The organism is Streptomyces sp. Xyl84 (assembly GCF_059731885.1).
This window is the reverse complement of sequence record NZ_AP029183.1, coordinates 1,197,293-1,224,068: the sequence shown is the minus strand read 5'-3', so window position 1 is coordinate 1,224,068 and position 26,776 is coordinate 1,197,293. Positions and strand designations below refer to the sequence as shown.

Sequence of the window (26,776 nt, the reverse complement as noted above, 5' to 3'; positions counted from 1 at the left end):
CCAGATACTCTGATGGCCGGTTTGGACGGTTGACCAATCACGACACGGATGTCACACACCGACCGACGGAGGTATGCATACGTGCTCACGGTCCTGGGCATAGCCGAGTCCGACGAACCGGTGTACCGGTGTTTCCTGGACCACGGCCGGGTGACCGTCGCGGACGTCGCCGCGGTCCTGGGGGCACCGGAGGACGAGGTGCGCGCGTCCGCCGCCCGGCTGCGGGAACTCGGGCTCCTCCACGACGCCGGTCACGGCCGCTTCCAGGCGACGAACCCCCAGGCCGCGCTGCTGCCCCTGCTGGCCAGGTGGCGGTTCGAGACGGAGACCACGCTGGCCTCGGCCCGGACGGAGATCGACCGGATCGCCGAGCGCTACCGGGAGGGGCGGCTGCGCTCGGACCCGCGGAACCTGGTGGAGGTCCTCTCGGACCGTGAGCTGATCCTGGAACGGGTCGGGCAGCTGAGCAACTCCGCGACCAGCCACATGTGGGCCCTTGACCGGCCGCCCTACGTGGGCCGCCCGGACGGCGGACTCCACAGCAACGAGGAGGAGTTCGACATCACGGCGGCCTGGCTGCGCCAGGGCATCGACGTGCGCTCGATCTACTGCCCGCAGTCCATGGAGCGCCCCGGACGGTTCGCCACGCTGCTCAGACTCGCCGAGCTGGGCGAGCGGTCCCGGATGCTGCCGGACCTGCCGTTCAAGCTGCACATCATCGACAAGCGGGTCGCCCTGGTCCCGCTGTCCGGCCCGGTCTACGACGACCTCGTCGTCATCCATCCGTCGGGCATGCTCGACGCCCTGATGGAGCTGTACGAGGCCTACTGGGCCCGTGCCGAGCCGATCGCGGCGACGGCTCCGGCCCCGGACGACACCTTCGGCCCGGACGACCTCCTCCTTCTCGAGATGCTCAAGGCCGGGCTCAAGGACCAGGCCATCGCCCGCCAGTTGGGGTGCAGCACCCGGACCGCCACCCGGCGCGTCGCCGCCGTCCTGACCAAGCTGGGGGCCGACACCCGGTTCCAGGCGGGGATCAGGGCCTCGGCCCGCGGGCTGGTGTGAGCCCGCGGAAGGCCGCCCGGCCCGAGCCCCCGGGGGCGGCCCGTTCTCGGCCCGCCCAGAGGGCCCGGCCCGCACCCACGGGGGAAACCCGTTCGGAACCCGCGCGGAGGGCCCGCTCCGTGCCCACGGGGGAGGACCGATCCGTACCCATGAGGGAAGTCCGATCCGTGCCCACCCGGAGGGCCCGGGGCGGCACTCCCCGGCGGGTCCGGTCACCGGCCGCACCGGGGATCCGGCATGTGCGCGGACGGAGCGGCATCATGAACGTATGAACGACCGAGCGCACACCCGGTGGACCAGCACCGACGTCGAGGAAGCCGACGCGTTCGCCTACTGGGCCGACGTGGTCTGCGACACGTTCGTCGGGGTGGCGGTGCGCCCCGGGGCGGAGGGTGTCTTCGAGGGCCGGATCGAGACGTCCGTCCTGGACGGGATCGGGTTCGCCGAGCTGGCCGCCGGCGGCCAGCGGGTGGCGCGGACGCGGCGGCTGATCGCCCGGGACGACGAGGACGTCCTGCTCGCCAACATCCAGTTGCGCGGCCGGGCCGGGCTGGAGCAGGACGGGCAGGCGGTCGAACTCTCCCCCGGTGCGATGGCCTTCGTCGACAGCTCCCGCCCCTACACGCTGGACTTCGCGGACGACTTCTCCCAACTGGTGGTCAAGGTGCCCAGGGCACGGCTGCCGCGCCGCTCCCTGAACGGGGTGACCGCCGTGGAACTGGGCGCGTGCGGCCCCGGCCGGGTGGTCGCCGACTTCCTGGTCGGGCTCAACCGCCTGCAGGGCACGGACCCGGCGGCGGCCCGCGCGCTGGTGCCGCACGCCGTCGACCTGCTGGGCACGGCCGCTTCCTGGGCCGCCGGCACCGCACCGCCGCGGGCGTCGGCGGCGGCGCTGACACGGGAACGTGTCCACCGCTTCGTCCGCTGGAACCTCACCGACCCCGCTCTGGACGCCGCCGGGGTGGCCGCGGGCTGCGGTGTCTCGCGGCGCACGATGTACCGCGCCCTGGCCGAGGACGGCGAACCGCTCACGGAGCTGATCCGCGGGCTGCGGGTGTCGCTCGCCCAGCGGCTGGTGTCGGCACACCCCGACCGCACGCTGGCCGCCGTGGCCCACGAGTGCGGGTTCGGGAGCGAGGCACAGCTCTACCGGGCGTTCAAGCACGTCACGGGCATGACACCGGGCGCCTACCGCTCCGGGCGACGGTGACGGCCGCGGCCGGGCCGTCCCGGCGCGGCTCCCGCGCCGGCGGCCGGCGGATCACCGGCACCAGCGCCCGCACCCGGCGTGGCCGGCGAACGCGGGGTGCTGCCGGCCGGGACCCGAAGGCCGCCCCGCGGGCGAGCGCCGGCCCCGGGCCGCGCCTGCCGCACGGGGGCGGCGGAAGGGCGCCGTACGCCTCTCGGGCGCCGCACCGGGTCCGCTGAAGGACGCCGTACGCCTCTCAGGCCGAAGCGCGCAGCGGCGGTACCGCCGGGACCTCCGAGGCGGCCTCGATGTCCTCCGGAGTCAGCCGGAACTGCTCCGGATAGGCCTCGCGCCGGGTGCGGCGGGCGGGTTCGGTGGTGCGCCAGGTGTACAGGCAGCGCCGGCACTGCAGGACGTCCCACACGCCGGGGACGGGCGAGGTGTGCAGCGTCTCGATGGTCCCGAAGGCGCAGCGGGGGCACTCGGTCATGCGGTCTCTCCTTCTCGGGGGCGACAGGTGTCGGGATGTCGGGGTGGTCGGCGGGGCAGGCGCCGGGACGGCGGGGGAAGCGCCGGGGCGGCCAGGGGGGAAGTGGCGGGGTGGCGGGGGCAGGTGCCGGGTGGCGGGGGGGGCGGCCGGCGGTTCAGCCGCGCGCGGCCATGAGGTCCTGGATCCTGGCCACCCAGTCGCGCGTCTCGGGCAGGTCCTTCGCGGGCGTCGAGAAGTTGCCGCGCACGTCGGGAGCGACGGGGGTGGTCGCGTCGATGATCATCTTGCTGGTGATGCCGGCGGGCTGCGCGGCGGGCGCCAGTTCGACGACCGGCAGGTTCGGCATGATCAGCACGTCGCCGGAGGGGTTGACCTTCGCGGACACCGCCCACATGACCTGGGGGAGGTTGAAGGGGTCGACGTCCTCGTCGACCACGATGACCGTGGTGATGTACCCCAGCCCGTGCGGGGTGGTCATGGCGCGCATCGCGACCGCCTTGGCGAAACCTCCGTACCGCTTCCGCGTGGAGATGATCGCCAGCAGGCCGTGCGTGTACATGGCGTTGACGGCCTGCACCTCGGGGAACTCGGCGCGCAGCTGCTTCAGCAGCGGGACACACGTGTTGGGTCCGACCAGGTAGTCGCACTCGGTCCACGGCATGCCCAGGTACAGCGACTCGAAGACCGGGCGGGTGCGGTACGAGACCCGGTCGACGCGGATCACGGGCATCCGGCGGCCACCGGAGTAGTGCCCGGTGAACTCGCCGAAGGGTCCCTCGATCTGGCGCTTGCGGCTCTCCACGACACCCTCGATCACGACCTCCGACCCCCAGGGCACGTCGAAGCCGGTGAGCGGGGCGGTGGCGATCGGCGCGGGCGCGCCGCGCAGGGCACCCGCCATCTCGTACTCGCTCTGGTCGTAGCGCATCGGCATGCCGGCCACGATCGCCATCACCGGGTCGTTGCCGAGGGTGATGGCGATGGGCAGGTCCTCGCCCCGCTCCTCGGCCTTGCGCAGGTGCAGGGCGACGTCGTGGACGGGGACGGGCTGGATGGCCAGCCGGTCACGGCCGATGACCTCGAGGCGGTACGTGCCGACGTTCTGCTTGTCGAAGCTGCCCGGGTCGTCGGGGTCGCGGGAGACCACGGCGGCCTTGTCGAGGTAGAAGCCTCCGTCGCCGTCGTTGAGACGGAACAGGGGCAGCACGGAGAAGAGGTCGACGTCGGCGCCCTCCTGCGTGTTGGCGCGCCAGGGGGCGTCCTCACGCCGTTCGGGCGGGACGGGGAAGGCGTCCCAGCGCCGGGCGAACTCGGCCACCTGCTCCTTGACCGGGGTGTGCTTGGGCAGGCCGAGGGCGAGCGCGTGGTTGGCCCAGGAACCGTGCACGTTGAGGGCGATGCGGGCGTCGGTGAAGCCCTTGACGTTGTCGAACCAGAGGGCGGGGGGGCCTTCTCCTATCCGGCCGGTGGCATTGGCGGCGGCGGCCAGGTCGGGCTCGGGGAGGACTTCCTCCGTGACCCGCAGCAGTTGCCCCTCCTGGTCGAGGGTGTCGAGGAAGGAGCGCAGATCGTCGTAGGGCATGGGTACTCCGTGGGGGTCCGTGGGGGGCGTCGAGGGATTCCGTCGGGGGGTGCGTGGGCGGGGTTGCGCGGGGGTGCTGCTGAAGGGGGGCTGCGGACGGCAGGGGCGTCGTCAGGACGCCGGCCGCAGGGAACGGGCGGCCCGCATGCCCTCCCACCGCTTGGCGGCCGCGGCGGGCAGGTCGAACTGGTCGAGCAGGCGCGCGACGACGTGGTCGACGATGTCGTCCACGGTCTGCGGATGGTTGTAGAAGGCGGGCATCGGGGGGACCATGCGGACGCCCATCCGGGACAGCGCGAGCATGTTCTCCAGGTGGATCTCGCTCAGCGGTGTCTCCCGGGGCACCAGCACGAGCCGGCGGCGCTCCTTGAGGACGACGTCCGCGGCGCGGCCCACCAGCCCGTCGGCGTAGCCGGCGCGGATGCCGGCCAGGGTCTTCATCGAGCACGGTACGACCACCATGCCGTCGGTGCGGAAGGAGCCGGAGGAGATGACGGCTCCCTGGTCCTCCGGGCGGTGCACGACGTCGGCCAGGTCACCGACCTCGTCCGCGGACAGGCCGGTCTCCAGTTCGATCGTGGTGCGCGCCCACCGGCTGAGGACCAGATGCGTCTCCACCTCCGGCAGCTCGGCCAGTGTCCGAAGGAAACGGACACCGAGGACGGCGCCCGTGGCTCCCGTCATTCCCACGATCAGTCTCATACCGCGGCACCTTTCGCCCCTGCGGCGCTGACCTGCGCCGGCACGTTCAGCCTAGGAGCGCGGCCGGGGCACACGGCGGTAAGCTCGGGACTCACGATGGGCAAAAACGGACAGCCTTCGACACCCCGGCCGGCGCCGACGCCGACACCTCCGATCCGGGAGCTGGTCTTCCGGCACACGGCCGGGTCGCCGCCCGGTCTGGAACTGGTGGAGCTGGCGGGGCTGGCCGAGCGCGCGCTGCGGCACGGCAACGATCCGTACGCGCCGCTGCGGCCGGCCTTCCACCAGATCGTCGCGGTGCGCTCCGGCCGCGTCACCGTCTCCGTGGACTTCACCACGTACGAGCCGGCGGCCGGCCAATGGCTGTGGATCCGGCCGGGACAGGTGCAGCGCTGGAGTCCGGACCTGCCGGAGGCGGACGGTGTGGTGGTCGCCTTCCCGCCGGGCTTCCCGGACGCGGCGACCACCGCGGCCACCGTCGCCGATCCGCCCTTCGCGCGGGGCCCGCTCGCCCCGGCCGGTCCGGTGGCCGAGGGACTGCACAAGGCCCTGGACCATCTGCGCCACGAGTACGACGCCGCGGCACAACTGCCGCTGGAGGCCCATCTGAGGGTGCTGCGGCACCTGCTGGCGGTGCTCGTGGAACGGCTGACGGCGGCCTACGGGGCCGAACCCGGCAGGCCGGTGCCGAGCGAGACGTTCCGCCGTTTCCACGCGGCCGTGGAGCGGGACTTCGCCGTCACCCGGCGGGTGGAGGACTACGCCGCCGCCCTCGGCTACAGCCGGCGCACGCTCACCCGGGCCGCGGAGGCGGCCACCGGAATGTCGGCCAAGCGCTACGTCGACGAGCGGGTGGTCCTGGAGGCCAAGCGGGAGCTGGCCCACGGCGGGCTGACCGTCGGCGCGGTGGCCGAGCGGCTCGGGTTCGCCGGGGCCGGCGACTTCACCAAGTTCTTCCGGCAGCGCACCGGCACCACACCGACGGCCTTCCGCCGGACGGCACGGGGCGCGTAGCGACCCGGGAGGGCGGGCGGTGCCGGGACCGGGTGGTGCGGAGTGCCGGTGTGCCGAGACCCCGCGCCGCCAGGGGACGCCGGCGTCATACGGGTGGTACCGAGTCGCCGCGCAGGCCGGGGAGGCCGGGGAGGCCGGGGTCATCCGGGTGGTGCCGAGTCACCGCGTCGGCCGGGGAAGGCCGGGGTCACCTCGGCGACCGGCACGTTCCACGAGAAGGGACGGGCAGCGGCCTTCGCTCGCCCGCGGGGAGGGGGTCAGCTCAGTTGTGCCTTGAGGGTGAGGAGATGGGCGCGGCTGGACTCCGCCGCCTCCTGGGGGTCTCCGTGGGCGACGGCCTCCAGCAGGCGGGCGTGGGCGTCGTGGTCGGGGTCGGCGTCGTCGCCGAGACCTCCGCGGATGCGCAGCATCTCGACCATCGCCTGCCGGCTGCGCGGGGTGAACCCGTCGAACAGTTCGGTCAGGATCGGGTTGTGCGCCGCCACGACGATGCTGCGGTGGAAGGCCGTGTCCGCGTCCACGTGCTCCTCGATGCCGGCACGCCGTGCGCGGCGCTCCGCCAGCGCGCGGCGCATCGCACGCAGTTCCGCCGGGGTCCGGCGTCCGGCCGCGAGGGCGGCGGCCTCGGTCTCGATGGCGACGCGCGCCTCGATCACGGAGACGATGTCGGCACGGCGTACCACGTGGTCCCAGTCCTCGGGGGCGTCGAGGGCGGTGACGAAGACACCGGCTCCCTGCCGGGAGGCGAGCACGCCGCGGCCGGCGAGCTGCCGGATCGCCTCGCGGACCGTCGAGCGGCCCACGCCGAGCTGGGGGGCGAGGGTGGTCTCACCGGGCAGTTTCCCGCCCAGCCGCCACTCCCCGGCCCGGATGCGCTCCATCAGCGCCTGCGCCGCCTGATCAGCCAGGGGCGCACGCCGGACCTGAGCCATCTCGGCCCTCCCGTCTCCGTAACTTCTCTACTTGTCTGAGGAGTTGTGCTACGGTGCACCCGTGCTGAACTCCGGAATCCTCCTCCTTCTCCGCCACGTCGGGGCCTAGCCAGACCGGCGCCCCGACGTGGGGCGCTCGTCCGCGCCGGTCTCCCCCACGCGACAGCGAAGCAGGATTCCACCCTATGACTCACGCACCGACCCCCCGAACCTCCGCCCCGGCGGGCCCCGTCCCCGCGGACGCACCGGCCTGGAACCGGCAGCGGCACTCACCGATGCCGTCCCACCGCTACCGCGACGTCCGCTCCCGCGTCGAGGTCCCGCTCACCGAACGCGACTGGCCGACGCGGCAGTTGACGACGGCGCCGCTGTGGGTGCCCGTCGACCTGCGCGACGGCAACCAGGCGCTGGCCGAGCCGATGGACCCGGCGCGCAAACGGCGCTTCTTCGAGCTGATGGTCGCCATGGGCTACAAGGAGATCGAGGTCGGCTACCCGTCCGCCTCGCAGACCGACTACGACTTCGTCCGGCTCATCGCCGAGTCGGACCTCGCGCCCGAGGACGTGACGATCGTCGTCTTCACCCCGGCGCGCCGCGAGTTGATCGAGCGCACGGTCGACTCGATCCGGGGCATCACCAACCCCGTCGTGATCCACATGTACACCGCCACCGCGCCCGTCTGGCGAGATGTCGTCCTCGGCCACGACCGCCGCACGCTGAAGGAGCTGATCCTCGCCGGCGGCCGCGACGTCCTCGCGCTCGCCGGGCACCTGCCCCACGTGCGGTTCGAGTTCTCCCCCGAGGTGTTCAACCTCACCGAACCCGACTACGCGCTGGAGATCTGCGACGCCATGACCGGGCTGTGGGACGCCGGTCCCGACCGCCCCGTCGTCCTGAACCTGCCCGCCACCGTCGAGATCGCCACCCCGAACGTGTACGCGGACCAGATCGAGTACATGCACAAGAACCTCGCCCGCCGCTCCTCGGTGATCCTCTCCGTGCACCCGCACAACGACCGGGGAACCGGCATCGCCTGCGCCGAACTGGCCGTCCTCGCCGGGGCGCAGCGCGTCGAGGGATGCATCTTCGGCAACGGCGAGCGCACCGGCAACGTCGACATCGCCACCCTCGCCCTGAACCTGCACGCCCAGGGCGTCGACCCGATGATCGACTTCTCCGACATCGACGAGGTCCGGCGCACCGTCGAGTACTGCAACCGCATCGAGGTCCATCCCCGCCACCCCTACGTGGGCGACCTGGTACACACCGCTTTCAGCGGCACCCATCAGGACGCGATCAGGAAGGGTTTCGCCGAGCACCGCGCCCGCGCCGCGGCCCGGGGCGTCGCGGAGCACGAGCTGGAGTGGTCGGTCCCGTACCTGCCGGTCGACCCGGCCGATCTCGGGCGCAGCTACGAGGCGGTCATCCGGGTCAACTCCCAGTCCGGCAAGGGCGGCATCGCCTACCTGCTGGAGACGGAGTACGGCATCGAACTGCCGCGCCGGCTCCAGATCGACTTCGCCCGCCATGTCCAGCGGCGCACGGAGGCCACCGGCCACGAGGTCACCGCGGCCGGCCTGTGGGGCGTCTTCGAGGACGCCTACCTCACGCCCTCACCGCGGGCGGCGGCGAGCGCCGGCCCGGCCGTCGAACTGGCCGGGTACGAGACGAGCGACACCGGCGGAAGAAACCACACCACGGTCACGCTCCGGATCGACGGGACCGCTCACACCACTACGCACGCGGACGTCGGCCCGGTCGAAGCACTCACCGAGGCCCTGTCCGCGCGGGGCATCCGCATCGACGTGGTGAGCCTGCACCAGACCAGCATCGACGCAGGGAACGACGGCGAGGCCCTGACCCTGCTGGAGTTCCGGGACGGGGAGGGCGTCCGGTGGGCGGCGGGCCGGGACCGTTCCGTCCTCGCCGCCAGCCTGGCCGCGGTGACGCGTGCCGCGAACACGGTGCCCGTCGCCACCGCCGTCCGGTAGGCGGCAAGGCCCCACAGGGGGGCGCGCCCCTTCGCGCCCCCCCTCGTCCGCGCCCCGCGCCTACCGGATCCGCCGCTCCGCTGCCGTACTCCCCCAGCCCGTTCCACGGCACCCGCGCAGGCAAGGTCAACTCCTGCCCGGCTCGCCCCACTTGAGGCGTGCGCCAGGAGAGGACGGGTAACCGGGAGGATCCGTACACCTGAAGGGAGTGACGGCTGTGGAGCCGCGGCGAAGGATCGAGGAACCACTGTCCGGAGCGTTACAGCTCGGTGCCCCGCAGCGTACGCAGTTGCGCGCACGGATCTCCGACATCGCGTGGACCGCGCTGTGCGTCGTCCTCACCCTGTGGGCGCTCGCGAGTTCGGTCGGCGCCGTCCGTGGGGTGACGGCCTGGGCCTACTGCGCGGTGGCCTGGGTCCTCCTGGCGGTCGCGTACGCCGTGCGGCGCAGGAACCGGAGCTGAGAGGGGGCGGCCATGGAACGCGTCAACGTCTTTCTCGCCAGGCACCTGTGGGTGCAGATCGTCCTGTCGGTGCTCGTCGCCGCCGTGGTGATCACCCTTCTGTATCCGGGGCGTTCGTTCCTGTCCGTGGTGGTGCGCACGGCGGTGATCTCCCTCGGCGGTATCGGCGTGGCGCTGAGCGCGCGCCGCAGGGAGAAGCGGGCCGCGGGCGGTACGACGGACGACCTCGTGTCGCTGGACCGCAGACTCCGCACCGGCGAGGTGCCCTCGGACCCGCGGGAACGCCGGGCGATGCGCGAACTGGTCGGGCAGCGGCTGCACCGCAGCAGGCACCGGGTGGCCGCGCTCGTCCTCCTCGGCGTCCTGTTCGGCTCGATCACCGTACTGACGGCCTTCACCGCGGGGCCGCGGCAGACCGTCGGAATGGCCGTGATCACCGTCGTCTTCCTCGGCGCGATGCTCCGCAACAGCAGGGTGCAGACGCGTCGCCTGCGCACCATGAGTGCCGCTCTCGGGAGCGGATCACACTGAGGTGGAACAGTCCGGTGCCCGGCGGCAGCACCGCCGGACCCGGCCGCTGTCCGATCGACCGGCGGCGACTCGCCTCACCCGGTCAGCCGTTGCCGGGCATGAACTCCCGGACCACCTCGATGAACCGGGGCGGGGCGGGCGGCATGGGCGCCTTGACGAACTCGCCGAGGCCGACGTCGTAACGCTCTCCCTGCTGCGGGTCGACGACGTGGTAGCCGTCGAGGCGGAGTTGCTCCACGTTGCGCCGGACCGCGGGCTTGCCCCACATGCCGTCGGTCATCACCGGGAAGAACACCACGGGGAAGTCGGCGGCGGCGATCGTCGCGGTCAGCAGGTTCGGGACGGCGCCCGTGGCGACGGCGGAGAGCATGTTGGCGGTGGCCGGCAGGACGGTCATCATGTCGTGCTCGGCCGCCAGGGTCGCCTGGTTCTCCCGGCCCCAGTCGTCCGGCCTCGTGCCGGTGACCACACGGTCGGCGAACAGACCGACGGTGTGCGGCGGGAGGAACGTGGCGGCGGTGTGCGTCATCAGGACGGTGATCGTCCCGGTGAATCCGGCGCGCAGCGCGTTGATGTACATGGGAAGTGTGGCGACGGCGGCGGAGCCGGTGGCGCCGATGAGCAGGCGTCCGCCGAAGACGCCCGGGTTGTTGCTGGTCATGTCTCCATGGTGTTCCCGGTGGCGCCCCGGGTGTGACGGGATGTGCCACGGAGTCTGACCGTCCGTGCCATCGGCCTGGCCGGAGCCGGACCGCGGGGCCGCCGGTCGCGGGCGCGCCTTCGCAACGCCGGCGGTGACCGGGCCCGCCGTGCCGGCCCGGCACTCGCCTGACGAACCGGCGTCTTCGACGACTTGGCCGCCCCGCCTGCCGCGCGCGGCCATCTCCGTGGCCGGTGCCGGACGACGCGGTGACGCCGGCCGGTGGTTCCTCGCGGTCCGTTCGCCACCGGGGGCCTGGTTCAGGTGCCGTCCGCGGCCCTCCGGGTGGCACGCCAGGCCAGGAGCCCGCCCACGGCACCGTACGCGATGAGGAGGCCTCCGTTCCTGGCGTCCCGCCGCCGCTGCAGGGACTGGTGGTTGCGCTGTTCCTCGTACGTCCGGCTCGCCACCGCGAGGGAACCCTCCAGCACCGAGCACTCACTGTCCCCGGGCCGCATCGGGCCGGGCCGCTCCTCCCCGTCGCGCACGTTCTCCCCCGGGCACACCACCTCGGTCGAGGCCGTGAGACCACCCACGAGATCCACGACCCCCCACAGCGCAGGCAGGAGGAAGAACGCGAGGAGAACGGCTCTGTACTTCACTGGACCCCCAGGGGACGAGACGGCGGAACCCGGGCGCGGCGCACGGCCCGCGCCCCGGTCGGCGGAACACCACCGCAGTGTGGACCATGCCCGGAGCCCGGCCTCGCCGCGGCCCCCTCACCGCGGTGACGACGGACGCCGAGGCCCCGGCCGCCGCGCACCGGTTCCGCGGCGGCCACGGCCCCGTGAACGTCAGTTGGTCCGATCACTCCACAACTGCTACGTTCCCCGGGAACCTGAAGCAGTGGTACCGGCCCCTCGGCGGCGGTCGGGGGTGCGGCCCGGAGGCTGGCGTGGGCGAAGAGACCTTCGGAGCGCTGCTGCGCGAGGCACGGCAGCACGCGCTGCTCACTCTGGAGGGCCTCGCCGAGGCCTCGGGCGTGAGTGTCCGCGCCATCAGCGACATGGAACGGGGCAGGAGCCTCCCGCGGCAGGCCACGCTGGCCGAGCTGATGGACGCGCTGGAGCTGGACGGGACACGGCGCCGGCGCCTGGTGCAGGCGGCCACCCGGCGCGCGGACCGGACTCCGCGGCAGCTGCCGCCCGACCTCGTCTCCTTCCGCGGGCGCGAGGAGGCGCTGCGGTCCGCCCTGCGGGTCACGGACCAGGTGGCGGGGCGAGGCGGGCACGTGGTCGTCTCCGCGATCGGGGGGATGGCCGGGGTGGGCAAGACCGCGCTGGCCGTGCACTGGGCGCACCAGGTGGCGGAACGTTTCCCCGACGGTCAGCTCTACGTCGACCTGCGCGGCTTCGAGGACTCCGGAGCACCGCTCGACCCCGGGGAGGCGCTGGGCGGCTTCCTGCGGGCGCTCGGCGTGCCCAGCAGCGACATACCGCCCGGCACGGAGCAGCGTACGGCGCTGTTCCGGGAGCGGACCGCCTCCCGGCGGCTGATCGTCGTCCTGGACAACGCGCGCGACGCGGAGCAGGTCAGGCCGCTGCTGCCCGCCTCCACCGGGAGCCTGACCATCGTCACCTCACGCAACCGCCTCGCCGGTCTGGCCGCCACCGAGGGCGCCGCCCTCATCAGCGTGGACGTGTGGAGCCGGGAGGAGGCCGTCACGGCACTGGCCGCCCGGATCGGCGAGGAGCGGTGCCGGGCCGAACCGGAGGCCGCCGCCGAACTGGCCGCCCTGTGCGGGCACCTGCCCCTCGCCGTCGCCGTCGTCGGCGCGCAGCTGGGCGAGGCCCCCGGCATGCCGCTCGCACTCGCCGTCCGGGAACTGCGGGCGGCGAGCCCGCGGCTGGACGCGCTGTCGGCCGACGACCGCAGCGAGGGCGTACGCGCCGTGTTCTCCTGGTCCTACCGGGCGCTCACCGAGGAAACGGCACGCTTCTTCCGCCACCTCGCGCTGCACCCGGGACCGGCCGTCTCCGCCGAGGCCGCCGCCTCCCTCGCCGGGACGGAACCGGTGCGGGCCCGTCGGCACCTGCGCGAACTCACCGCCGCCAGCCTCCTGTCCCGGGACTCCGAAGGCCGTTACGTCCTGCACGACCTCGTCCGCGCCTACGGCTGCGAACTCGCCGCCCGGGAGCAGGACGACCGCCTCGCCGCCGAGACCCGCCTGCTCGACTACCTGTGCCACAACGCGCACACCGCCAACCGGTTCGTCTCGCGGTTCCCGCCGGGGCCGGCCGGGTCGCCGGCGCCCGGGACGGTGCGCGTCGCGGTCGACGACCGCGAGGAGGGCCTGGCCTGGTTCCGGCAGGAGGAGTCGACCGCCGCCGCGGCCCTGCGGAGCCTGGAGGATCCGCGGCTGCTGCGCCGCCGGGTCGACCTCACGCTGGAATGGGTGGGCTACAACGCGGTGTCGGGCCGCTGGGCGGAGGAGGTGTCGGCCGCGCGCACCGGGCTGGAAGCGGCGCTCCAGCTGGACGAGCCCGTCACCGTCGCGCGCAGCAGCGCGCACCTGGTGCGGGCACTGGTCGAGACCGGGCGCCTGGAGGAGGCCGACGAGCCCGTCGCCCTGATGCTCGGCCAACTGGACCGGCTCCCCGTGGAGCACCAGGTACGTGTCCAGCGCAACGTCAGCTTCATCCGCACTCGCCAGAAGCGCTACGCCGAGGCTCTCGGGCACGCCCGCGCGGCCCTGGCCGTGGCCCGGGCGCTCCCCCGGCCCGACGAGGTCGCCCGCACCCTCATCGGCGTGGGCTGGTGTCTCGCCCTGAACGGTGAGTACGAGGAGGCCATCAGCACGTGTGAGGAGGCGCTGCCCCTGCTGCGCGAGAGCGACGACCGCGGCAGCGAGGCGGCGGTCTGGGACTCCATCGGCTACGCCCGGCAGCGCCTGGGCGACCCGGCCGCCGCCGTCACCAGCTTCGAGAAGGCGCTCGCGCTCCTCGACGAGGTGCACGACGAGTATCTGCGGGCCGAGACCCTGGACCACCTCGCCTCCGCGCAGCTCGACCTCGGGGACACCGGCCGGGCCCGGGCCAACTGGCTGCGCGCCGCCGACCTGCTCACCGCCCTGCGGGTCCCGCGCGCCGCGGAACTCAGGGCCAGGGCCGAGGAACTCTGACCGCACCCCGGGCGGGGCCGCGTGGAGCGCGAGCGGTGCCCCGCCCGGGGGTACGGGGACGGCCCCGGCAGCGCGACAGGCCCGACTTGCGGAACACGCCGTAGAGTGGACCGATGCCTCTCGTGGAAGTCACCTGCGCACCGGACGTCGCCGAATCGAAGCTCCGCGAACTGGGTGCGATGCTGCCGCACCTGGTGTCGAAGGCTGTGGAGTGTCCCGAGGAACCGTACGACGGGGACCTGGGACCGGGCGACGTCGAGATCCGCTTCCGGAGACTGGGCCCGCTCGACCGCAGCGGTCTTGCCGTGGTGATCGAGGTGAAGTCCAAGTGGTTCGCGAGCAGGGCCGCCGACCGCCAGGAACGCGTGGACGCACTCCACCGGGACATCAGCGAGGCGACCGGACTCCATGATCTCGGCGTCTACCTGTCCCTGCCCACGGCGGCGTGGTCGCAGGGCGATTAGGGACTTCCCTCACGTTCTCCCGCCCGCCTCACCCCGCCCTGCGGGCGGGCGGGGGAACGTGACCACCGGGCGTCGTGCCGCGGCGCGGAAGTGCCGCCGATGAGTTTCCGGCGGTGGTGCGGTCCACCCCTCGTGGAAGGGAGCGCACCATGCGCGAGATCATCGTTTGCACGTTCCTGACGCTGGACGGCGTCATGCAGGCCCCGGGCGGCCCGGACGAGGACGCTCGAAGCGGTTTCGAGCACGGCGGCTGGCAGAAACCGGTGGACGACGAGGAGGTCGGCGCGGCCGTCTCCGGCTGGTACGAGAACTCCGACGCGATGCTGCTCGGCCGCAGGACGTACGAGATCTTCGCGTCGTACTGGCCGAGCGCCGACCCCGGCAACCCGTTCACGCACCGGATGAACGGCATGCGCAAGTACGTGGCATCCCGGAGTCTGACATCGGTCGAGTGGCAGAACTCCACGCTGCTGGAGGGCGACACCGTCGATGCCGTGCGTGAGCTGAAAGCGTCCGACGGCGGTGACATCAAGGTCGTCGGCAGCGGCGGCCTCGCCCAGACCCTCATGCGGCACGGTCTCGTCGACGAGTACCGGCTGACCATCCATCCGGTGATCATCGGCACCGGCAGGCGGCTGTTCGCCGACGGGGCGGTCCCCACCGCCCTGGAGCCGGTCAGCGTCTCGACGACGAAGGGCGGCACCGTCGTCGGCGTCTACCGGCCCAGCGGAAAGCCCCGTTACGACAGTTACTAGGCCCTGTCGTCACATTCCCGCCTGCCTCGCGACGCCATGCACGCACTCTCGCCGCACCGGGCCCAGACCCGAGTACGTCCAGTACGAGGGTCAGGGCCCGGCACGCCGAGAGCACGCACCTGACGCCGCGAGGCCCGCCCTCCGGGCGGACGACGGGAATGTGACGACAGGACCTAGGCACCCCCTCGTTCAGTAGAGCGAGGAGGCCTTGTCATTGATCCAGGAGGGGAGGTTCGGCCACGACTCACCGGAGTGGAAGGTGAACGCGAGGCCCCTGCCGTACTGGTCCGTCCACAGGGACGCGTCCGAGAAGCCCCCGTCCCCGAAGGATCCTCCGGACCAGCTCCGCACGGAGGAGATGCTGTCGTTCATGCCGTTGGGGACGTTCCTGAAGTCGGGGACCGTGTTCCAGTAGTACGTCTCGTAGCAGTTCCCGGTGAAGTTCCCGCCGGTGAACATCTGGATGTACCCGGGCTGCCCGTAGTGGTCGCAGTTCCCGGCGGCGCTGGCGCTCGGGGTGAAGCCGAGGAGGCTGCCGGCCGCCGCCGCGGCGACCAGTACGGCCTTGAATCGCACGTTCTTGATCATTTCCTGCCTGTCTTCCCGGAACGGCAGCGCGCGTCCGCGCGCTGCCCCTGATCGTGTCGGTCGGGACGCTGGGCGGGCGCGGTGCACGCCCCGGCCGTCAGGACGGCCTCCACCAGCCGCCCACCGGCTGACGGATCCACAGCTCCGTGTGGTTGCTGCCCCCGCAGTAGAACCAGTAGGCGTCGCTGCCGTTGCGGGAGAAGTGCCACCAGTCGTTGTTGGTGTTCGCCTGGCTCTGGCACGACTTGCCCGCGTTCTTGTCCAGCAGGACGTTCTCGTAGGACGTCGCGGACGCCGAAGCCGTGCCCAGGGCGATCGCCGCCCCGACCGTGGCGGTCAGGACGGCGGCCGACACCACCCGGTGCCTCATGCTCATGTGTTCCACCCACTCTCTCCGCGGCCACACACGTGTGCCACTGCCCGATACACGGTGCCACCAGGCCGGATGGTTCATTCCCAGACGTCATCTGTGTGAGCCGGACGGAGCTGCGTCGCTCACACGTGTCTTTGCGGCGGGCGGTACTCTCCATGACATGTTTGAAGCTTTCCGGAAATCATTCGAAGTCCGCTGGGACGATGTCGACTTCAACGGCCATCTGCGCAGCACCAGGTACCTGGAGTACGCGAGCACAGCCAGGCTCGGCTTCCTCGTGGCGTCGGGATGGGACGTCCGCGCGTTGCAGAAGGAGGGGTTCGCCGCCGTTCTGCTGGGTGAGGAGGTCCGCTACCGCCGCGAGGTCTTCCTCGCCGAACAGGTCGAGGTGTCCTGCGAGGTGGTGGGGCTGACCGAGGACAGCGCGCGGTGGCGGGTGCGCCAGACCGTGTTCCGGGAGGACGGGGAGGAGGCCGCCGTCGTGCACTCGCTCGGCGCGTGGATCGACGTCCGGGCGCGGAGGATCACGGCGCCGCCCGCCGGTCTGCGGGCCGTCTTCGAGGCCGCCCGCTCCGAGGAGTGTGAGGTCCTGTAGGGGAGGCACCGGACGGTGGAACCCCGGGCGAGGTACCGGGCCGTGAAACCGGGGCGCGAGACACCGGACGGCGGAACCCGGCGGGCGGGGATCCCGGGCGGCCCCCCGTTCGGGCGCCCGGTCTCCCGCCCGGCACGGGCAGGAGACCGGTGGCACCCGCACCCGGCGTTCCGCGGGGCCGCCCCTTGCTTTAGTGTTCATTCCACAACCGGTCGTGCGGGCCGTGCCGTGCCCCGGCCCGGCGCGCCGGCCTTCGCTGCACAGGCCAGTGCGTACCCGGCGGGGTGGGATGGACGAGAACACGTTCGGTGGGCTGCTGCGCACGGCGCGGCAGCGGGCGCTGCTGACGCTGGAGGGGCTGGCCGCGGCCTCGGGTGTGAGCGTGCGGGCCATCAGTGACATGGAGCGGGGCAGGAGCCTTCCGCGGCAGGGCACCCTCAGCGAGCTGATGGACGCCCTGGAACCGGACGAGGAGACACGGCGGCGCCTGGTCCGGGCCTCCGCCCGGCACACCCCGGACGTGCCCCGGCAACTGCCGCCGGACCTCGCCGCCTTCCGGGGCCGCGACGAGGCGCTGACGACCGCCCGCGCCCTCACGGCGCAGGTCGCCGAGCGCGGAGGGTGCGTCGTCATCGCCGCGGTGGGCGGCCTGGCCGGCGTGGGCAAGACCACGCTGGCCGTGCACTGGGCGCACCAGGTGGCGGACCGCTTCCCGGACGGCCAGCTGTATGTGAACCTGCGCGGCTTCGAGGACGCGGGGGCCCCGCTGGACCCCGGCGAGGCCCTCGGCGGGTTCCTGGGCGCGCTCGGCGTGGCCAGCGACGAGATACCGACGGGGACCGAGCAGCGGTCCCTGCTGTTCCGGGAGCGGGTCGCCGCCCTGCGGCTGATCGTGCTGCTGGACAACGCGCGCGACGCCGAGCAGGTACGGCCGCTGCTGCCCGCCTCGGCGGGATGCCTGACCATCGTCACCTCACGCAACCGGCTCGCCGGTCTCGCCGCGACCGACGCGGCCTCCCTCATCGGCCTCGACGTGTGGACCGAGGCGGAGGCCGTCACGGCGCTGGCCGCCAGGATCGGCGAGGAGCGGTGCCGGGCGGAGCCGGAGGCCGCCGCCGAGCTGGCCCGGCTGTGCGGGTGCCTGCCGCTGGCGGTCGCCGTGGTCGGCGCGCAGCTGAGCGCGGTTCCCCGGATGAGTCTGGGCCGGGCCGCCGGTGAACTGCGTCAGGCCCGGCTGGACGCCCTGGAGGCCGACGAACGGCGGACGGACGTGCGGGCCGTCTTCTCCTGGTCGTACCGGGCGCTCGACGCGCCGACCGCGCGGTTCTTCCGGCACCTGGCGCTCCATCCGGGACCGGTCGTGTCGGCCGAGGCCGCGGCCTCCCTGGCGGGCGTGGAGATGCTCCGGGCCCGCCGCCATCTCAGGGAACTGACCACGGCCAGTCTGCTCTCGCGGGACGCGGCGGGCCGCTACGTCCTGCACGACCTGGTCCGTGCCTACGGCGCCGAACTGGTCGACCAGGAGCGGGACGACGCTCTCGCCGCGCAGACGCGGCTGCTGGACTACCTGCGTCACAACGCCCACGCGGCCAGCGGCGCCCTCTCCACGCGGCTGGGCACCGTGCTCGGGGAGGAGGCGGCCGAGGGAGTGGTCCGGGCCGCGATCGACACGCACGCGGACGCGCTGGACTGGTTCCGCCAGGAGGAGTCGGCCCTCATGGCCGCCGTGGCCGCCCTGGACGACCCGAGGCTGCTGGCCTCCCGCACTCGCCTGACCGCGGACTGGGAGGGCTATTTCGCGACCATGGGACGGTGGGACGAGGAGATCTCGGTCCAGCGCATCTGTCTCGACGCGGCCCAGGTGCTGCGGGACCCGGTCGCCATCGCGCGCAACGGGGGGATGCTGGCGCGTGCGCTGACCGAGACGGGCCAGGTCCGGGCGGCCGACGAGACGGTCGGTCTGATGCTCGCGCAGCTGCCCCGGCTCGCCCCGGCCGAGCGGGCCAGCACCGAGCGGTGCGTCGCCTGGGTGCGCGGGAGCCAGGACCGCCTGCCCGAGGCCGTGCACCACGCGCGCCGCGCGCTGGACCTGTACCGCACGCTCGACCAGCCCAGCCATGTGGCGCGCGAGCTGAACGCCGTCGGCTGGTACCTCGCCCTGCTCGGCGAGTACCGGGAGGCCATCGCCATGTGCGAGGAGGCGCTGCCCATCCTCCGGCGCAACGGGAACCGCCGCAACGAGGCGGCGACCTGGGACAGCATCGCCTACGCCCGCCAGCACCTCGGCGACCTGGACGGCGCCGTCGCCGACTACGGCAGGGCCCTGGCACTCTACGAGGAGGTGCTGGACACCTACGGTCAGGTGGAGGTGCTGGACCGGCTCGCCTCCGCCCACCTGGAGCGGGGCGACACCGGCCGGGCCCGCGCGCACTGGAACCGGGCCGCCGACCTGCTGAGCGCGACCGGCAGCCCGCGGGCCGAGGAGATGCGCGCCAAGGCCGGGACCCCGGAGGAACATCGCGGGGACGCGCCGGTGCGGTGAGCCGCGGGCGAGGGGACGCGGCGGTGCCCGTGACGCGTCGGTGCGGCGGGGGCCCGCACACGGGGTGAGGTTGCTGGAACGTCCGGCGGGACCGTCCGGCACGGCCGGAGAGCCGCCTGCGTGCGCGGGGCGCGGCCGGAGAGCCGCCGGCGTGCGGGGCGCGGCCGGCGGACGGACAATGCTGCTGGCGGGGTGGTGCCCGCACTCCGCCGACGTCATCGTCACCGGCGCGTACGGATCCGCGTCCCACGCCCCCGCCGCCCGCCCGGACGTCGCGCCCCCGTCCGTCCGCGCACGACACGCGCAGGCAGGAGTGACGGCCATGGACGGGATCGACGGGCAGGCTCTGGAGAGTCTGCGTACGGCACTGCGAGGAACCGTCCTCGCTCCGGGTGACCCGGGCTACGACCAGGCCCGGGGCGTCTACAACGCCATGATCGACCGGCGGCCGGCCGCGATCGCCGGGTGCGTCGACGTGGCGGACGTGCGGACCGTCCTGTCCTTCGCCCGGGACGAGGGGGTGGAACTGGCGGTGCGCGGCGGCGGACACAGCGGACCGGGGCTGTGCCTGGCCGACGGCGCGCTGACGCTCGACCTGACGCCGATGCGCTGGGTGCACGTCGACCCGCGGGCCGGGACGGCGCGGGTGGGCGGTGGAAGCCTGCTGGGGGATCTCGACCACGCGGCGCACACCTTCGGACTGGCCACACCGACCGGGATCATGTCGACGACCGGGGTGGGCGGTCTCACGCTGGGCGGCGGCCACGGGCACCTGACCCGCAGGTACGGTCTGACGATCGACAACCTGCTGTCCGCCGACGTCGTCCGCGCGGACGGCACGGTCCTCACCGCCTCCGCGGAGGAGCACCCGGACCTGTTCTGGGCCCTGCGGGGCGGCGGCGGGAACTTCGGCGTGGTCACCTCGTTCACCTTCCGGCTGCACCCCGTGGACACCGTCGGCGTCGGGCTGACCGTCTGGCCCGTCGACCGCGTCGGGGAAGTGCTGCGCTGGTACCGGGAGTTCCTGCCCGCCGCGCCCGAGGACCTCAACGGCTTCTTCCTCCTGCTGGCCGTGCCGCCCGCCCCGCCCTTCCCCGAGCCCCTGCACGGCCGGAAGATGTGCGGCGTGGTGTGGTGCCACACCGGTGATCCGGGACAGGACCGGCTGGAGGAGGCGCTCAGGGAAGTGAACGCACCCGGGCCGCCCGCCTTCCACTTCGCCACCCCGATGCCCTACCCCGCCCTGCAGTCCATGTTCGACGGGCTGCTCCCCAGGGGATTGCAGTGGTACTGGCGCGGTGACTTCTTCGACGCCCTCAGCGACGACGCCGTCGCCGTCCACGAGAAGTACGGCCAGGACCTGCCCACCGGACTGTCCACGATGCACCTGTACCCGGTCGACGGCGCGGCCCGCCGCACCGGTGCCGACGACACCGCCTGGGCCTACCGGGACGCGACGTGGTCGGGTGTGATCGCCGGCATCGACCCCGAGCCCGCCAACGCCGGGCTGATCCGCCGGTGGTGCGTGGACTACTGGACCGCGCTGCACCCCCACTCCATGGGCGGCGCCTACATCAACTTCCTGGGGCAGGAGGAGAGCGGCGACCGGGTCCGGGGGACGTACCGCGGCCACTACGACCGGCTGGCCGAGGTCAAACGCACCTACGATCCGGGCAACTTCTTCCACGCCAACCAGAACATCCCGCCCGCCGCCGCGTGAGGCCGTACACCTGACGCGCGATCAGACGCCCCGGCTCCGGGACGCACTCCCGCCCGGGCGGCGGGCGCCCGCCGGGCGGCGGGCGCTCCCGTACGGCCCCCGCCCCGGCCCGGACGGCGCGTTCCTCAGCCGGTGACGACGAGGTGGTCGGTGAAGAAGGCGGCCAGCTTGTCGACGGCGGGGTCGATGTACTCCTTCTTGTCGTAGAGGTCGACGTGGCTGGCGCCCTCGATGCGGTGGAGTTCGGCGGGGCCGGTGGCGCGGCGGTGGGCCTCCACGGCCATCCAGGCGGTGACGGCGCGCTCGCCGATGATCTGGAGGATGGGGCGGGGGCCGATCAGGGGGACGGCGTGGAAGGCGTCGCTGGAGGCCATCTTGTCGATGCTCTCCCAGGCGAGGACCTTCGCGGACCGCTCGTGCTCGCCGCGGGAGGTGCAGTAGTACTCGAAGCCCTCCACGCCGTGCTCGCCACCGAGCGCGGCGGCCTGTTCGGCGGTCTCGGGGAACATGGTCATCGCGCCGGGGTCCTCGCCGCGGGCGGCCCGGGTGCGGGCCTGGGCGGCGGCGTCCAGGAGGGTCTGGAAGACGGCCGGGTCCTGGGCGCCGTCCGCGCCGTAGCGGAACTGGCGGGCGGGCTCGGCGGTGGAGACGGTGGCGACCGCCCTCACCCGGTGGTCACCGCCGGTGGCGGCCAGCGAGTAGCCGCCGGAGGCGCAGATGCCGAGCAGGCCGATCCGGTCGGCGTCGACCTCCTCGCGGGCGGTGAGGAAGGAGACGGCGGCCTTGAAGTCCTCCACCCGCTGGGCGGGGTCCTCGAGACCGCGCGGCAGGCCGCCGGACTCACCCTGGTAGGCGGCGTCGAAGGCGAGGGTGACGAACCCGCGCTCGGCCATCAGCTGCGCGTAGGTGCCGGAGGTCTGCTCCTTCACACCGGTGCCGGGGTGGCCGACCACCAGGGCGGGGCGCGGACCGGGGACGGTGGTGTCGGGGGTGTAGAGGTGGGCGGCGATCGTGATGCCGGCGCTGTCGAAGGTGACGCTGGTCCTGGCCATGGAAATCTCCTTGTCAACTGATTGTGGCGTGCTTGCCGGAACGATCCCGGAAGGACGGGTTCGTGCCTTCCCCCACTGTTCACGACGGACGCGGACCGCACATCAGTCACATGACGGTACGGTCACCGGGCGCCCCGTCAGGAGCCCGGTCCCCGCCGTGCCGGGGAGGGACGTTTCCACGATCGCCCCTCGTCCACGGGGGGAAAAGAGACAGGTTCCTGCCCGGGAAGAAACCTTCCCCCCCACACGTGTGCCGCAGCGCCGCCGGCGGCGTGACACTGGGAGACATGCATACGACACCCGGCCCCGCTCTCGGGGCCTTCCTCAGAGCACGCCGGGCACAGCTCGCCCCGCAGGAGTGCGGCCTGCCCGCGACGGGCGCCTTCCGGAAGGTCGCGGGGCTGCGCCGCGAAGAGGTCGCCCAGCTCGCCGCCATCAGCGTCGGCTACTACACCCGGCTGGAACAGGGCCGGGTACGGGCGTCCGCCGCCGTGCTCGCCACCCTGGTCCGCGCCCTGCGCCTCGACGAGGCCGAGACGAGATACCTGTACGAACTCGCCGGCCGGGGCGACGCACGGCCCCGCCGCCGGCCCGTGCAGCACGTGCGTCCCGCCCCCGGCCGCCTGCTGGCCCAGCTCACACACGTCCCGGCGATGGTCCTCGGCAGGCGCCTGGACGTGCTCGCCTGGAACGCCGCCGCCGCGGCCCTCTACACCGACTTCGCGTCGGTGCCGTCCGGCCGGCGCAACTACGTACGGCTGCTGTTCACCGACCCGGCCGTCCGCGACCTGCACCGGCGGTGGAGCCACGACGCCCGCGACGCCGTCGCCGCCCTGCGCGCCCAGGCCGCGGACGACCCCGACGACCCCGGCCTGGCCCGCCTCGTGGGCGAACTGTCCGTACGGGACCGCGACTTCCGCACCTGGTGGGCCGAGCACCAGGTCAGCGGCGCCGGGCACGGCACCAAGCACTACCGCCACCCCCTGGTGGGCGACCTCACCCTCGACTGCGACACCTGGGCCGCGCCCGACGGCTCCGGACAGCGCCTCATGGTCCTGACCGCCGAACCCGGCACCCCCTCGCACGACGCCCTGCGGATCCTCACCTCCTGGCACGCCCCGCAGCCGGCCATCCACGAAACGGAGCACCCGACCCGATGAACACCTTCGGTCCCGAGGACCTCGCCCTGCTCGCCGCGCACGACTCCCTCGTCCTCACCGCGGGGGACGAGGACCGGGAGGGGGTCGAGATCGGCATGGTGCTGGTCCGCGGCGCCCTGTACGTCCGCGCCTACCGGGGGGTCCGCTCCCGCTGGTACCAGGCGGCGCGGGAGCACGGCCGCGGACGGATCCGGGTGGGAGGGGTCACCCGCGAGGTGCTGCTGGAGACCGGCGACGCCGGGTGCGCCCCGGAGATCGACGCCGCCTACCGGGCGGCGTACGGAGCCGCAGCCGCCTCCCTGGTCGCCTCCGCCGCGGCCCGCGCCGCGACGATCCGTATCGCTCCGGCCCCCACCCGCCCCAGCTGACGTCCTCGCGTCCCCCGCCCCGACCGCAGCGGGCAGCGGAGCCCTCGCCCGGCGTCGGCACGGGGTTGACGACGACGGAGTACGGCGGCGTCGGGCAGCGGAAACACGCTGTGCCGACGATTGCCGGCAGGTCTCTAAAGGGTGTCGTGCATCACGCAACACTCAGCCTGAACCGAACGATATTGAAAGTACGTGTGCATTCAGGGGCAAACAGCGTGAGCCTCTGAACGCCGAGGACGTGATGGGAAGATGAAGGTGGATTTCCCGGAAGCGCCGGCGCGCACGTCGGTCGCGGTCGTCGGGGCCGGCGCCGTGGGCGGAGTCGTGGCCTGGGCTCTCCGGCGGGCGGGGCACGAAGTGTGCCTCTGTGTCAGGGTCGCCGTGACGCTCGTCCCCGCCCGGGGCGGCCGGATCAGGCTCCGCAGACGGACATCCGGAGAAACATATTCAGCCAAAAACAGTTGAACTGTCGACAGTTGTGAGGTGTGTGGGCAGGCTACGCGTGCAGTGCACGTGTCCCCGTTCCCATGAGGAGTCGATCATGCGCAGGTCCCCTCGCAGACATGTCACCCTAGCCCTCGCCTCCGCGGCCGCCGCCGCACTGCTGGGGCTGGCCCCCGGCACGGCCTCGGCGACCTCCGGGCCCATCTTCCTGGACAAGCCCGATGACCGGTGCGCCACCGTGGGCAGCGGAAACGTGTGCGTCTTCGAGACGCAGTGGTTCGCCGGCCAGATGGCCCTGTACCAGGACGTCGACAGCGAGTGTGTCACCACGCCGTTCGGTGTCCTGGCCGACTTCAACATGACGAACAGGCCGGTGACCTTCTACAAGAACGCGGACTGCACCGGCGCCTCGATCACCGAGTCCGCCGGCGACTTCCACTCGTGGCTGACGTTCGGCCCGACCCACAGCTTCCGCGCGCAGTGACCGGGCGCGCGGCCGGCCCGCCCCCGTGACAGGGACGGGCCGGCCGCGCGCAGGGCTCCTACGGGGCTAACGCAGGATCCGCCGGGCCACGTTGGTGGAGACCAGGTCCAGCAGTTCCTCGCCGCGGCCGGACAGGATCGTACGGATGGCGTAGAGGGTGAAGCCCTTGGCCTGCTCCATGGTGATCGCGGGCGGCACCGACAGCTCCTGCCGGGCCGTCATCACCTCGACGACGGCCGGGCCGTCGTGCGCGAACGCGTCCTTCAGGGCGCCCTCCAGGTCGCTGGGGCGTTCGACCCGCCGGGCCCACAGCCCGATCGCGGAGGCGACCGCGGCGAGGTCGGGGTTGTCCAGCTCCGTACCGAAGTTGACGACACCCGCCGCCTTCATCTCCAGCTCGACGAAGTTGAGCGAGCCGTTGTTGAAGACGACGATCTTGGCGGGCAGCCCGTTCTGTCGCAGCGTGAACAGTTCGCCGAGCAGCATGGTGAGCCCGCCGTCACCGGCGAGGGCCACGACCTGCCGCCCGGGGTACGCCGCCTGGGCGCCGACCGCGTGCGGCAGCGCGCAGGCCATCGAACCGTGGTTGAAGGAACCGAGCAGGCGCCGCCGCCCGTTGAACGTCAGGTAGCGGGCCGCCCAGACCACGGGCGAGCCGACGTCGGTGGTGAAGACGGCGTCGTCGTCGGCGAGGCGGTCGAGGGTGCTCGCCACGAACTGCGGGTGGATGGGCGTGCGGTCGTGGTCGTTGACCGCGAGCGCGTCCAGTGAGCGGCGGGTGCGGGTGTAGTGGGCCAGGGCACGGTCCAGGTGGTCCCGGTCGGACTTGGCGGTCAGCAGCGGCAGCAGCGCGGGCAGGGTGTCGCGCACACTGCCCACCAGGGGCAGGTCGACGTGGGTGCGGCGGCCGATCTGCTCGCCGCGTATGTCGAGCTGCACGACCTTCGCGTGCTTCGGGTAGAACTGCCGGTAGGGGAAGTCCGTGCCGAGCATGAGCAGGGTGTCTGCCTCCTCGATCGCCTTGTAGCCGGAGGCGAAGCCGAGCAGACCGGTGAGTCCGACGTCGTAGGGGTTGTCGTACTCGACGTGCTCCTTGCCGCGCAGGGTGTGCACCACCGGCGCCTTGAGGACCTCGGCCAGCCGGACCAGGTCGTCGTGGGCGCCGGCCGCGCCCGCGCCCGCCAGGACGGTCACCCGCCGTCCGGCGTTCAGCAGCGCGGCGGCCTCCCGCAGGTCCGCCTCCTGCGGGAGGGCGACCGTACCGGCCGCGCGGACCACGGTGGGCGGCGTGTCCTGGGGGGCCTTGGCGAGGAAGATCTCGCCGGGCACCACCACCACGGCCACTCCGTTGCGTTCGACGGCGGCCCGCATCGCCATCGCCAGGATCCGGGGCGCGGACTCGGCGCTGTTGACCACCTCCGCGTAGACGCTGCACTCGCGGAACAGCTCCTGCGGGCGGGTCTCCTGGAAGTAGCCGGAGCCGACCTCGGGGCCCGGGATCTGGGCCGCGATGGCGAGCACCGGCACCCGGCTGCGCTGCGCGTCGAAGAGCCCGTTGACCAGGTGCAGGTTGCCCGGTCCGCAACTGCCGACGCAGACGGCGAGTTCGCCGGTGAGCGCGGCCTCGGCCGCCGCCGCGAAGGCGGCGCTCTCCTCGTGCCGTACGTGGACCCAGTCGACGTCGCCGTCGCGGCGCAGGGCGTCGGTGAGGCCGTTGAGGGAGTCGCCGGGCAGCCCGTGGAGGCGGCGTACGCCACTGGCCTTCAGCGAGGCGATGAGGTGGTCGGCGATCGTGTGCATGCGGGGTACTGCCTTCCGTCCGTCGTGTGCTGGTCCGACGTGCTGCCTGTGTGTCCGGCGTGCCTGTGTGTCCGGCGTGTGCCTGTACGTTCCCGTACGTTCCTCAGCCGCGGTTCTCCGCCTGGAACATCCAGCTCTGCTTCTCCAGGTCGGCGGTCAGGCCGATCAGCAGGTCCTGGGTGACGGCGTCGGCGGGCCCGGTCTCCTCGATCCGCTGCCGCACCCGCTCGATGACGGTGGAGAAGGTGCGCACCAGGATCTCCACGACCGCGGTGTCCTTCGTCCAGCCCTGCGGGAAGGCGGGTACGCCGCTGGTGGCCGCGATGGTCGCGGCCCGGCCGTCCGGGGCGACGCCGAGGGCGGCGGCGCGTTCGGCGACCGTGTCGGCGTACTCGCGCGCGGTGGTGACCACCTCGTCGAGCTGCTCGTGGATGGAGCGGAAGCGCGGGCCGAACAGGTTCCAGTGCGCCTGTTTGGCCACCAGGGACAGGTCGAGCAGGTCGACCAGGGTGGCCTGGAGGGCGTCACCGGCGATCTCGCGTTCCTTCTCCGGCAGCGGGCTGGTGATGACAGACATGTGTGCGGTCCTCTCGGTTCCTTGCCTGGAGCCCCATTCTGCGAGCCGCCCGCCCGGTGCGGATCAGTCGTTTG

The 26,776-nt window shown here is 73.0% G+C and carries 27 protein-coding genes; 16 read left to right on the top strand and 11 right to left on the bottom strand.

Translation table 11 applies throughout. The features are described 5' to 3' along the window. Positions 1 to 81 precede the first annotated feature (81 nt). Complete coding sequence (locus AC6I72_RS36750) at positions 82 to 1,065, top strand: LuxR C-terminal-related transcriptional regulator (protein ID WP_498006039.1); 984 nt, start codon at positions 82 to 84, stop codon at positions 1,063 to 1,065. A 268-nt stretch (positions 1,066 to 1,333) separates the two neighbouring features. After that, the gene (locus AC6I72_RS36745; RefSeq protein ID WP_498006037.1) at positions 1,334 to 2,275 is read left to right on the top strand and encodes an AraC-like ligand-binding domain-containing protein; all 942 of its coding nucleotides are present in this window, start codon (positions 1,334 to 1,336) and stop codon (positions 2,273 to 2,275) included. A 235-nt stretch (positions 2,276 to 2,510) separates the two neighbouring features. Here the strand turns inward: AC6I72_RS36745 and AC6I72_RS36740 are convergent, their stop codons facing one another. The 3 genes from AC6I72_RS36740 to AC6I72_RS36730 form a co-directional block, all read right to left on the bottom strand. Then, positions 2,511 to 2,744, bottom strand: coding sequence for a non-oxidative hydroxyarylic acid decarboxylases subunit D (locus AC6I72_RS36740; protein ID WP_037855362.1), 234 nt, complete (start codon positions 2,742 to 2,744; stop codon positions 2,511 to 2,513). A gap of 154 nt (positions 2,745 to 2,898) precedes the next feature. Further along, positions 2,899 to 4,326 (bottom strand): non-oxidative hydroxyarylic acid decarboxylases subunit C, encoded by a 1,428-nt coding sequence (locus tag AC6I72_RS36735; RefSeq protein WP_498006035.1) that lies wholly within the window; start codon positions 4,324 to 4,326, stop codon positions 2,899 to 2,901. Positions 4,327 to 4,437: 111 nt separating this feature from the next. After that, on the bottom strand, positions 4,438 to 5,028 hold the full coding sequence (locus AC6I72_RS36730; protein WP_498006033.1) for a non-oxidative hydroxyarylic acid decarboxylases subunit B: 591 nt from the start codon (positions 5,026 to 5,028) through the stop codon (positions 4,438 to 4,440). A gap of 96 nt (positions 5,029 to 5,124) precedes the next feature. Between AC6I72_RS36730 and AC6I72_RS36725 the strand changes: the two genes are divergently transcribed. After that, positions 5,125 to 6,042, top strand: coding sequence for a helix-turn-helix domain-containing protein (locus AC6I72_RS36725; protein ID WP_498006031.1), 918 nt, complete (start codon positions 5,125 to 5,127; stop codon positions 6,040 to 6,042). A gap of 257 nt (positions 6,043 to 6,299) precedes the next feature. Here the strand turns inward: AC6I72_RS36725 and AC6I72_RS36720 are convergent, their stop codons facing one another. Then, positions 6,300 to 6,974: a FadR/GntR family transcriptional regulator gene (locus AC6I72_RS36720; RefSeq protein WP_498006030.1), complete on the bottom strand. Its 675-nt coding sequence runs from the start codon at positions 6,972 to 6,974 to the stop codon at positions 6,300 to 6,302. Positions 6,975 to 7,159: 185 nt separating this feature from the next. Here AC6I72_RS36720 and AC6I72_RS36715 point away from each other — a divergent pair, with 185 nt between their 5' ends. The 3 genes from AC6I72_RS36715 (at position 7,160) to AC6I72_RS36705 (ending at position 9,959) form a co-directional block, all read left to right on the top strand. Then, on the top strand, positions 7,160 to 8,965 hold the full coding sequence (locus tag AC6I72_RS36715; RefSeq protein ID WP_498006029.1) for a 2-isopropylmalate synthase: 1,806 nt from the start codon (positions 7,160 to 7,162) through the stop codon (positions 8,963 to 8,965). Positions 8,966 to 9,254: 289 nt separating this feature from the next. Continuing rightward, on the top strand, positions 9,255 to 9,428 hold the full coding sequence (locus AC6I72_RS36710) for a hypothetical protein (protein WP_498006027.1): 174 nt from the start codon (positions 9,255 to 9,257) through the stop codon (positions 9,426 to 9,428). Positions 9,429 to 9,440: 12 nt separating this feature from the next. Further along, positions 9,441 to 9,959 carry a hypothetical protein gene (locus tag AC6I72_RS36705; RefSeq protein ID WP_498006025.1) on the top strand — a complete coding sequence of 173 codons (519 nt, stop codon included), beginning with the start codon at positions 9,441 to 9,443 and terminating at the stop codon, positions 9,957 to 9,959. 82 nt (positions 9,960 to 10,041) lie between these two features. Here the strand turns inward: AC6I72_RS36705 and AC6I72_RS36700 are convergent, their stop codons facing one another. Together AC6I72_RS36700 and AC6I72_RS36695 are read right to left on the bottom strand one after the other, a co-directional pair. Continuing rightward, positions 10,042 to 10,620, bottom strand: a complete 579-nt coding sequence (locus tag AC6I72_RS36700; RefSeq protein ID WP_498006023.1) for a flavoprotein — start codon at positions 10,618 to 10,620, stop codon at positions 10,042 to 10,044. A gap of 299 nt (positions 10,621 to 10,919) precedes the next feature. Further along, a complete protein-coding gene (locus AC6I72_RS36695; protein WP_498006021.1) occupies positions 10,920 to 11,261 on the bottom strand; it encodes a hypothetical protein in 342 nt (113 codons plus the stop codon). 293 nt (positions 11,262 to 11,554) lie between these two features. On the opposite strand from AC6I72_RS36695, the gene AC6I72_RS36690 reads away from it, so the two are divergent. From AC6I72_RS36690 to AC6I72_RS36680, 3 genes are all read left to right on the top strand, one after another. Next, on the top strand, positions 11,555 to 13,780 hold the full coding sequence (locus tag AC6I72_RS36690; RefSeq protein ID WP_498006020.1) for an ATP-binding protein: 2,226 nt from the start codon (positions 11,555 to 11,557) through the stop codon (positions 13,778 to 13,780). A 113-nt stretch (positions 13,781 to 13,893) separates the two neighbouring features. Then, the gene (locus tag AC6I72_RS36685; RefSeq protein WP_498006019.1) at positions 13,894 to 14,244 is read left to right on the top strand and encodes a hypothetical protein; all 351 of its coding nucleotides are present in this window, start codon (positions 13,894 to 13,896) and stop codon (positions 14,242 to 14,244) included. 149 nt (positions 14,245 to 14,393) lie between these two features. Beyond that, on the top strand, positions 14,394 to 14,999 hold the full coding sequence (locus AC6I72_RS36680) for a dihydrofolate reductase family protein (RefSeq protein ID WP_498006018.1): 606 nt from the start codon (positions 14,394 to 14,396) through the stop codon (positions 14,997 to 14,999). Between the two features lie 189 nt (positions 15,000 to 15,188). Here the strand turns inward: AC6I72_RS36680 and AC6I72_RS36675 are convergent, their stop codons facing one another. Both AC6I72_RS36675 and AC6I72_RS36670 read right to left on the bottom strand, forming a co-directional pair. Next, a complete protein-coding gene (locus tag AC6I72_RS36675; protein ID WP_498006016.1) occupies positions 15,189 to 15,575 on the bottom strand; it encodes a hypothetical protein in 387 nt (128 codons plus the stop codon). 109 nt (positions 15,576 to 15,684) lie between these two features. After that, positions 15,685 to 15,963, bottom strand: a complete 279-nt coding sequence (locus tag AC6I72_RS36670; RefSeq protein WP_498006015.1) for a hypothetical protein — start codon at positions 15,961 to 15,963, stop codon at positions 15,685 to 15,687. Positions 15,964 to 16,120: 157 nt separating this feature from the next. On the opposite strand from AC6I72_RS36670, the gene AC6I72_RS36665 reads away from it, so the two are divergent. The 3 genes from AC6I72_RS36665 to AC6I72_RS36655 all read left to right on the top strand — a co-directional run bounded on the left by AC6I72_RS36665 (position 16,121) and on the right by AC6I72_RS36655 (position 20,817). Next, entirely contained in the window at positions 16,121 to 16,555 is a 435-nt protein-coding gene (locus AC6I72_RS36665; RefSeq protein WP_498006013.1) for an acyl-CoA thioesterase, read from the top strand. A gap of 289 nt (positions 16,556 to 16,844) precedes the next feature. Then, on the top strand, positions 16,845 to 19,097 hold the full coding sequence (locus AC6I72_RS36660; protein WP_498006011.1) for an ATP-binding protein: 2,253 nt from the start codon (positions 16,845 to 16,847) through the stop codon (positions 19,095 to 19,097). A 322-nt stretch (positions 19,098 to 19,419) separates the two neighbouring features. Further along, positions 19,420 to 20,817 carry an FAD-binding oxidoreductase gene (locus AC6I72_RS36655; protein ID WP_498006010.1) on the top strand — a complete coding sequence of 466 codons (1,398 nt, stop codon included), beginning with the start codon at positions 19,420 to 19,422 and terminating at the stop codon, positions 20,815 to 20,817. Between the two features lie 125 nt (positions 20,818 to 20,942). On the opposite strand, the gene AC6I72_RS36650 is transcribed toward AC6I72_RS36655, so the two are convergent. Then, the gene (locus AC6I72_RS36650; RefSeq protein WP_498006008.1) at positions 20,943 to 21,869 is read right to left on the bottom strand and encodes an alpha/beta hydrolase; all 927 of its coding nucleotides are present in this window, start codon (positions 21,867 to 21,869) and stop codon (positions 20,943 to 20,945) included. A 287-nt stretch (positions 21,870 to 22,156) separates the two neighbouring features. Here AC6I72_RS36650 and AC6I72_RS36645 point away from each other — a divergent pair, with 287 nt between their 5' ends. The 4 genes from AC6I72_RS36645 (at position 22,157) to AC6I72_RS36630 (ending at position 24,325) form a co-directional block, all read left to right on the top strand. After that, positions 22,157 to 23,029 carry a helix-turn-helix domain-containing protein gene (locus tag AC6I72_RS36645; protein ID WP_498006006.1) on the top strand — a complete coding sequence of 291 codons (873 nt, stop codon included), beginning with the start codon at positions 22,157 to 22,159 and terminating at the stop codon, positions 23,027 to 23,029. After that, a complete protein-coding gene (locus AC6I72_RS36640; RefSeq protein ID WP_498006004.1) occupies positions 23,026 to 23,397 on the top strand; it encodes a DUF2255 family protein in 372 nt (123 codons plus the stop codon). The genes AC6I72_RS36645 and AC6I72_RS36640 overlap by 4 nt, the downstream gene beginning before the upstream one ends. Positions 23,398 to 23,646: 249 nt before the next feature. After that, on the top strand, positions 23,647 to 23,862 hold the full coding sequence (locus tag AC6I72_RS36635) for a 2-dehydropantoate 2-reductase N-terminal domain-containing protein (RefSeq protein WP_498006002.1): 216 nt from the start codon (positions 23,647 to 23,649) through the stop codon (positions 23,860 to 23,862). A 76-nt stretch (positions 23,863 to 23,938) separates the two neighbouring features. Then, positions 23,939 to 24,325, top strand: coding sequence for a peptidase inhibitor family I36 protein (locus AC6I72_RS36630; RefSeq protein WP_498006000.1), 387 nt, complete (start codon positions 23,939 to 23,941; stop codon positions 24,323 to 24,325). Between the two features lie 66 nt (positions 24,326 to 24,391). On the opposite strand, the gene poxB is transcribed toward AC6I72_RS36630, so the two are convergent. Together poxB and AC6I72_RS36620 are read right to left on the bottom strand one after the other, a co-directional pair. Next, positions 24,392 to 26,125 (bottom strand): ubiquinone-dependent pyruvate dehydrogenase, encoded by a 1,734-nt coding sequence (poxB, locus tag AC6I72_RS36625; protein WP_498005999.1) that lies wholly within the window; start codon positions 26,123 to 26,125, stop codon positions 24,392 to 24,394. Positions 26,126 to 26,228: 103 nt separating this feature from the next. Then, positions 26,229 to 26,702 (bottom strand): Dps family protein, encoded by a 474-nt coding sequence (locus AC6I72_RS36620; protein WP_498005997.1) that lies wholly within the window; start codon positions 26,700 to 26,702, stop codon positions 26,229 to 26,231. Between the last annotated feature and the right edge of the window lie 74 nt (positions 26,703 to 26,776).

Excerpts from the sequence above, each read along its gene's own strand:
- AC6I72_RS36735 (WP_498006035.1), bottom strand. The coding sequence starts at position 4,326 with ATGCCCTACGACGATCTGCGCTCCTTCCTCGACACCCTCGACCAGGAG.
- AC6I72_RS36630 (WP_498006000.1), top strand. The coding sequence starts at position 23,939 with ATGCGCAGGTCCCCTCGCAGACATGTCACCCTAGCCCTCGCCTCCGCG.
- AC6I72_RS36740 (WP_037855362.1), bottom strand. The coding sequence starts at position 2,744 with ATGACCGAGTGCCCCCGCTGCGCCTTCGGGACCATCGAGACGCTGCAC.
- AC6I72_RS36730 (WP_498006033.1), bottom strand. The coding sequence starts at position 5,028 with ATGAGACTGATCGTGGGAATGACGGGAGCCACGGGCGCCGTCCTCGGT.
- AC6I72_RS36700 (WP_498006023.1), bottom strand. The coding sequence starts at position 10,620 with ATGACCAGCAACAACCCGGGCGTCTTCGGCGGACGCCTGCTCATCGGC.
- AC6I72_RS36745 (WP_498006037.1), top strand. The coding sequence starts at position 1,334 with ATGAACGACCGAGCGCACACCCGGTGGACCAGCACCGACGTCGAGGAA.
- AC6I72_RS36680 (WP_498006018.1), top strand. The coding sequence starts at position 14,394 with ATGCGCGAGATCATCGTTTGCACGTTCCTGACGCTGGACGGCGTCATG.
- AC6I72_RS36670 (WP_498006015.1), bottom strand. The coding sequence starts at position 15,963 with ATGAGCATGAGGCACCGGGTGGTGTCGGCCGCCGTCCTGACCGCCACG.
- AC6I72_RS36705 (WP_498006025.1), top strand. The coding sequence starts at position 9,441 with ATGGAACGCGTCAACGTCTTTCTCGCCAGGCACCTGTGGGTGCAGATC.
- AC6I72_RS36650 (WP_498006008.1), bottom strand. The coding sequence starts at position 21,869 with ATGGCCAGGACCAGCGTCACCTTCGACAGCGCCGGCATCACGATCGCC.
- AC6I72_RS36620 (WP_498005997.1), bottom strand. The coding sequence starts at position 26,702 with ATGTCTGTCATCACCAGCCCGCTGCCGGAGAAGGAACGCGAGATCGCC.
- AC6I72_RS36665 (WP_498006013.1), top strand. The coding sequence starts at position 16,121 with ATGTTTGAAGCTTTCCGGAAATCATTCGAAGTCCGCTGGGACGATGTC.
- AC6I72_RS36715 (WP_498006029.1), top strand. The coding sequence starts at position 7,160 with ATGACTCACGCACCGACCCCCCGAACCTCCGCCCCGGCGGGCCCCGTC.
- AC6I72_RS36640 (WP_498006004.1), top strand. The coding sequence starts at position 23,026 with ATGAACACCTTCGGTCCCGAGGACCTCGCCCTGCTCGCCGCGCACGAC.
- poxB (WP_498005999.1), bottom strand. The coding sequence starts at position 26,125 with ATGCACACGATCGCCGACCACCTCATCGCCTCGCTGAAGGCCAGTGGC.
- AC6I72_RS36635 (WP_498006002.1), top strand. The coding sequence starts at position 23,647 with ATGAAGGTGGATTTCCCGGAAGCGCCGGCGCGCACGTCGGTCGCGGTC.
- AC6I72_RS36720 (WP_498006030.1), bottom strand. The coding sequence starts at position 6,974 with ATGGCTCAGGTCCGGCGTGCGCCCCTGGCTGATCAGGCGGCGCAGGCG.
- AC6I72_RS36685 (WP_498006019.1), top strand. The coding sequence starts at position 13,894 with ATGCCTCTCGTGGAAGTCACCTGCGCACCGGACGTCGCCGAATCGAAG.
- AC6I72_RS36655 (WP_498006010.1), top strand. The coding sequence starts at position 19,420 with ATGGACGGGATCGACGGGCAGGCTCTGGAGAGTCTGCGTACGGCACTG.
- AC6I72_RS36645 (WP_498006006.1), top strand. The coding sequence starts at position 22,157 with ATGCATACGACACCCGGCCCCGCTCTCGGGGCCTTCCTCAGAGCACGC.
- AC6I72_RS36660 (WP_498006011.1), top strand. The coding sequence starts at position 16,845 with ATGGACGAGAACACGTTCGGTGGGCTGCTGCGCACGGCGCGGCAGCGG.
- AC6I72_RS36725 (WP_498006031.1), top strand. The coding sequence starts at position 5,125 with ATGGGCAAAAACGGACAGCCTTCGACACCCCGGCCGGCGCCGACGCCG.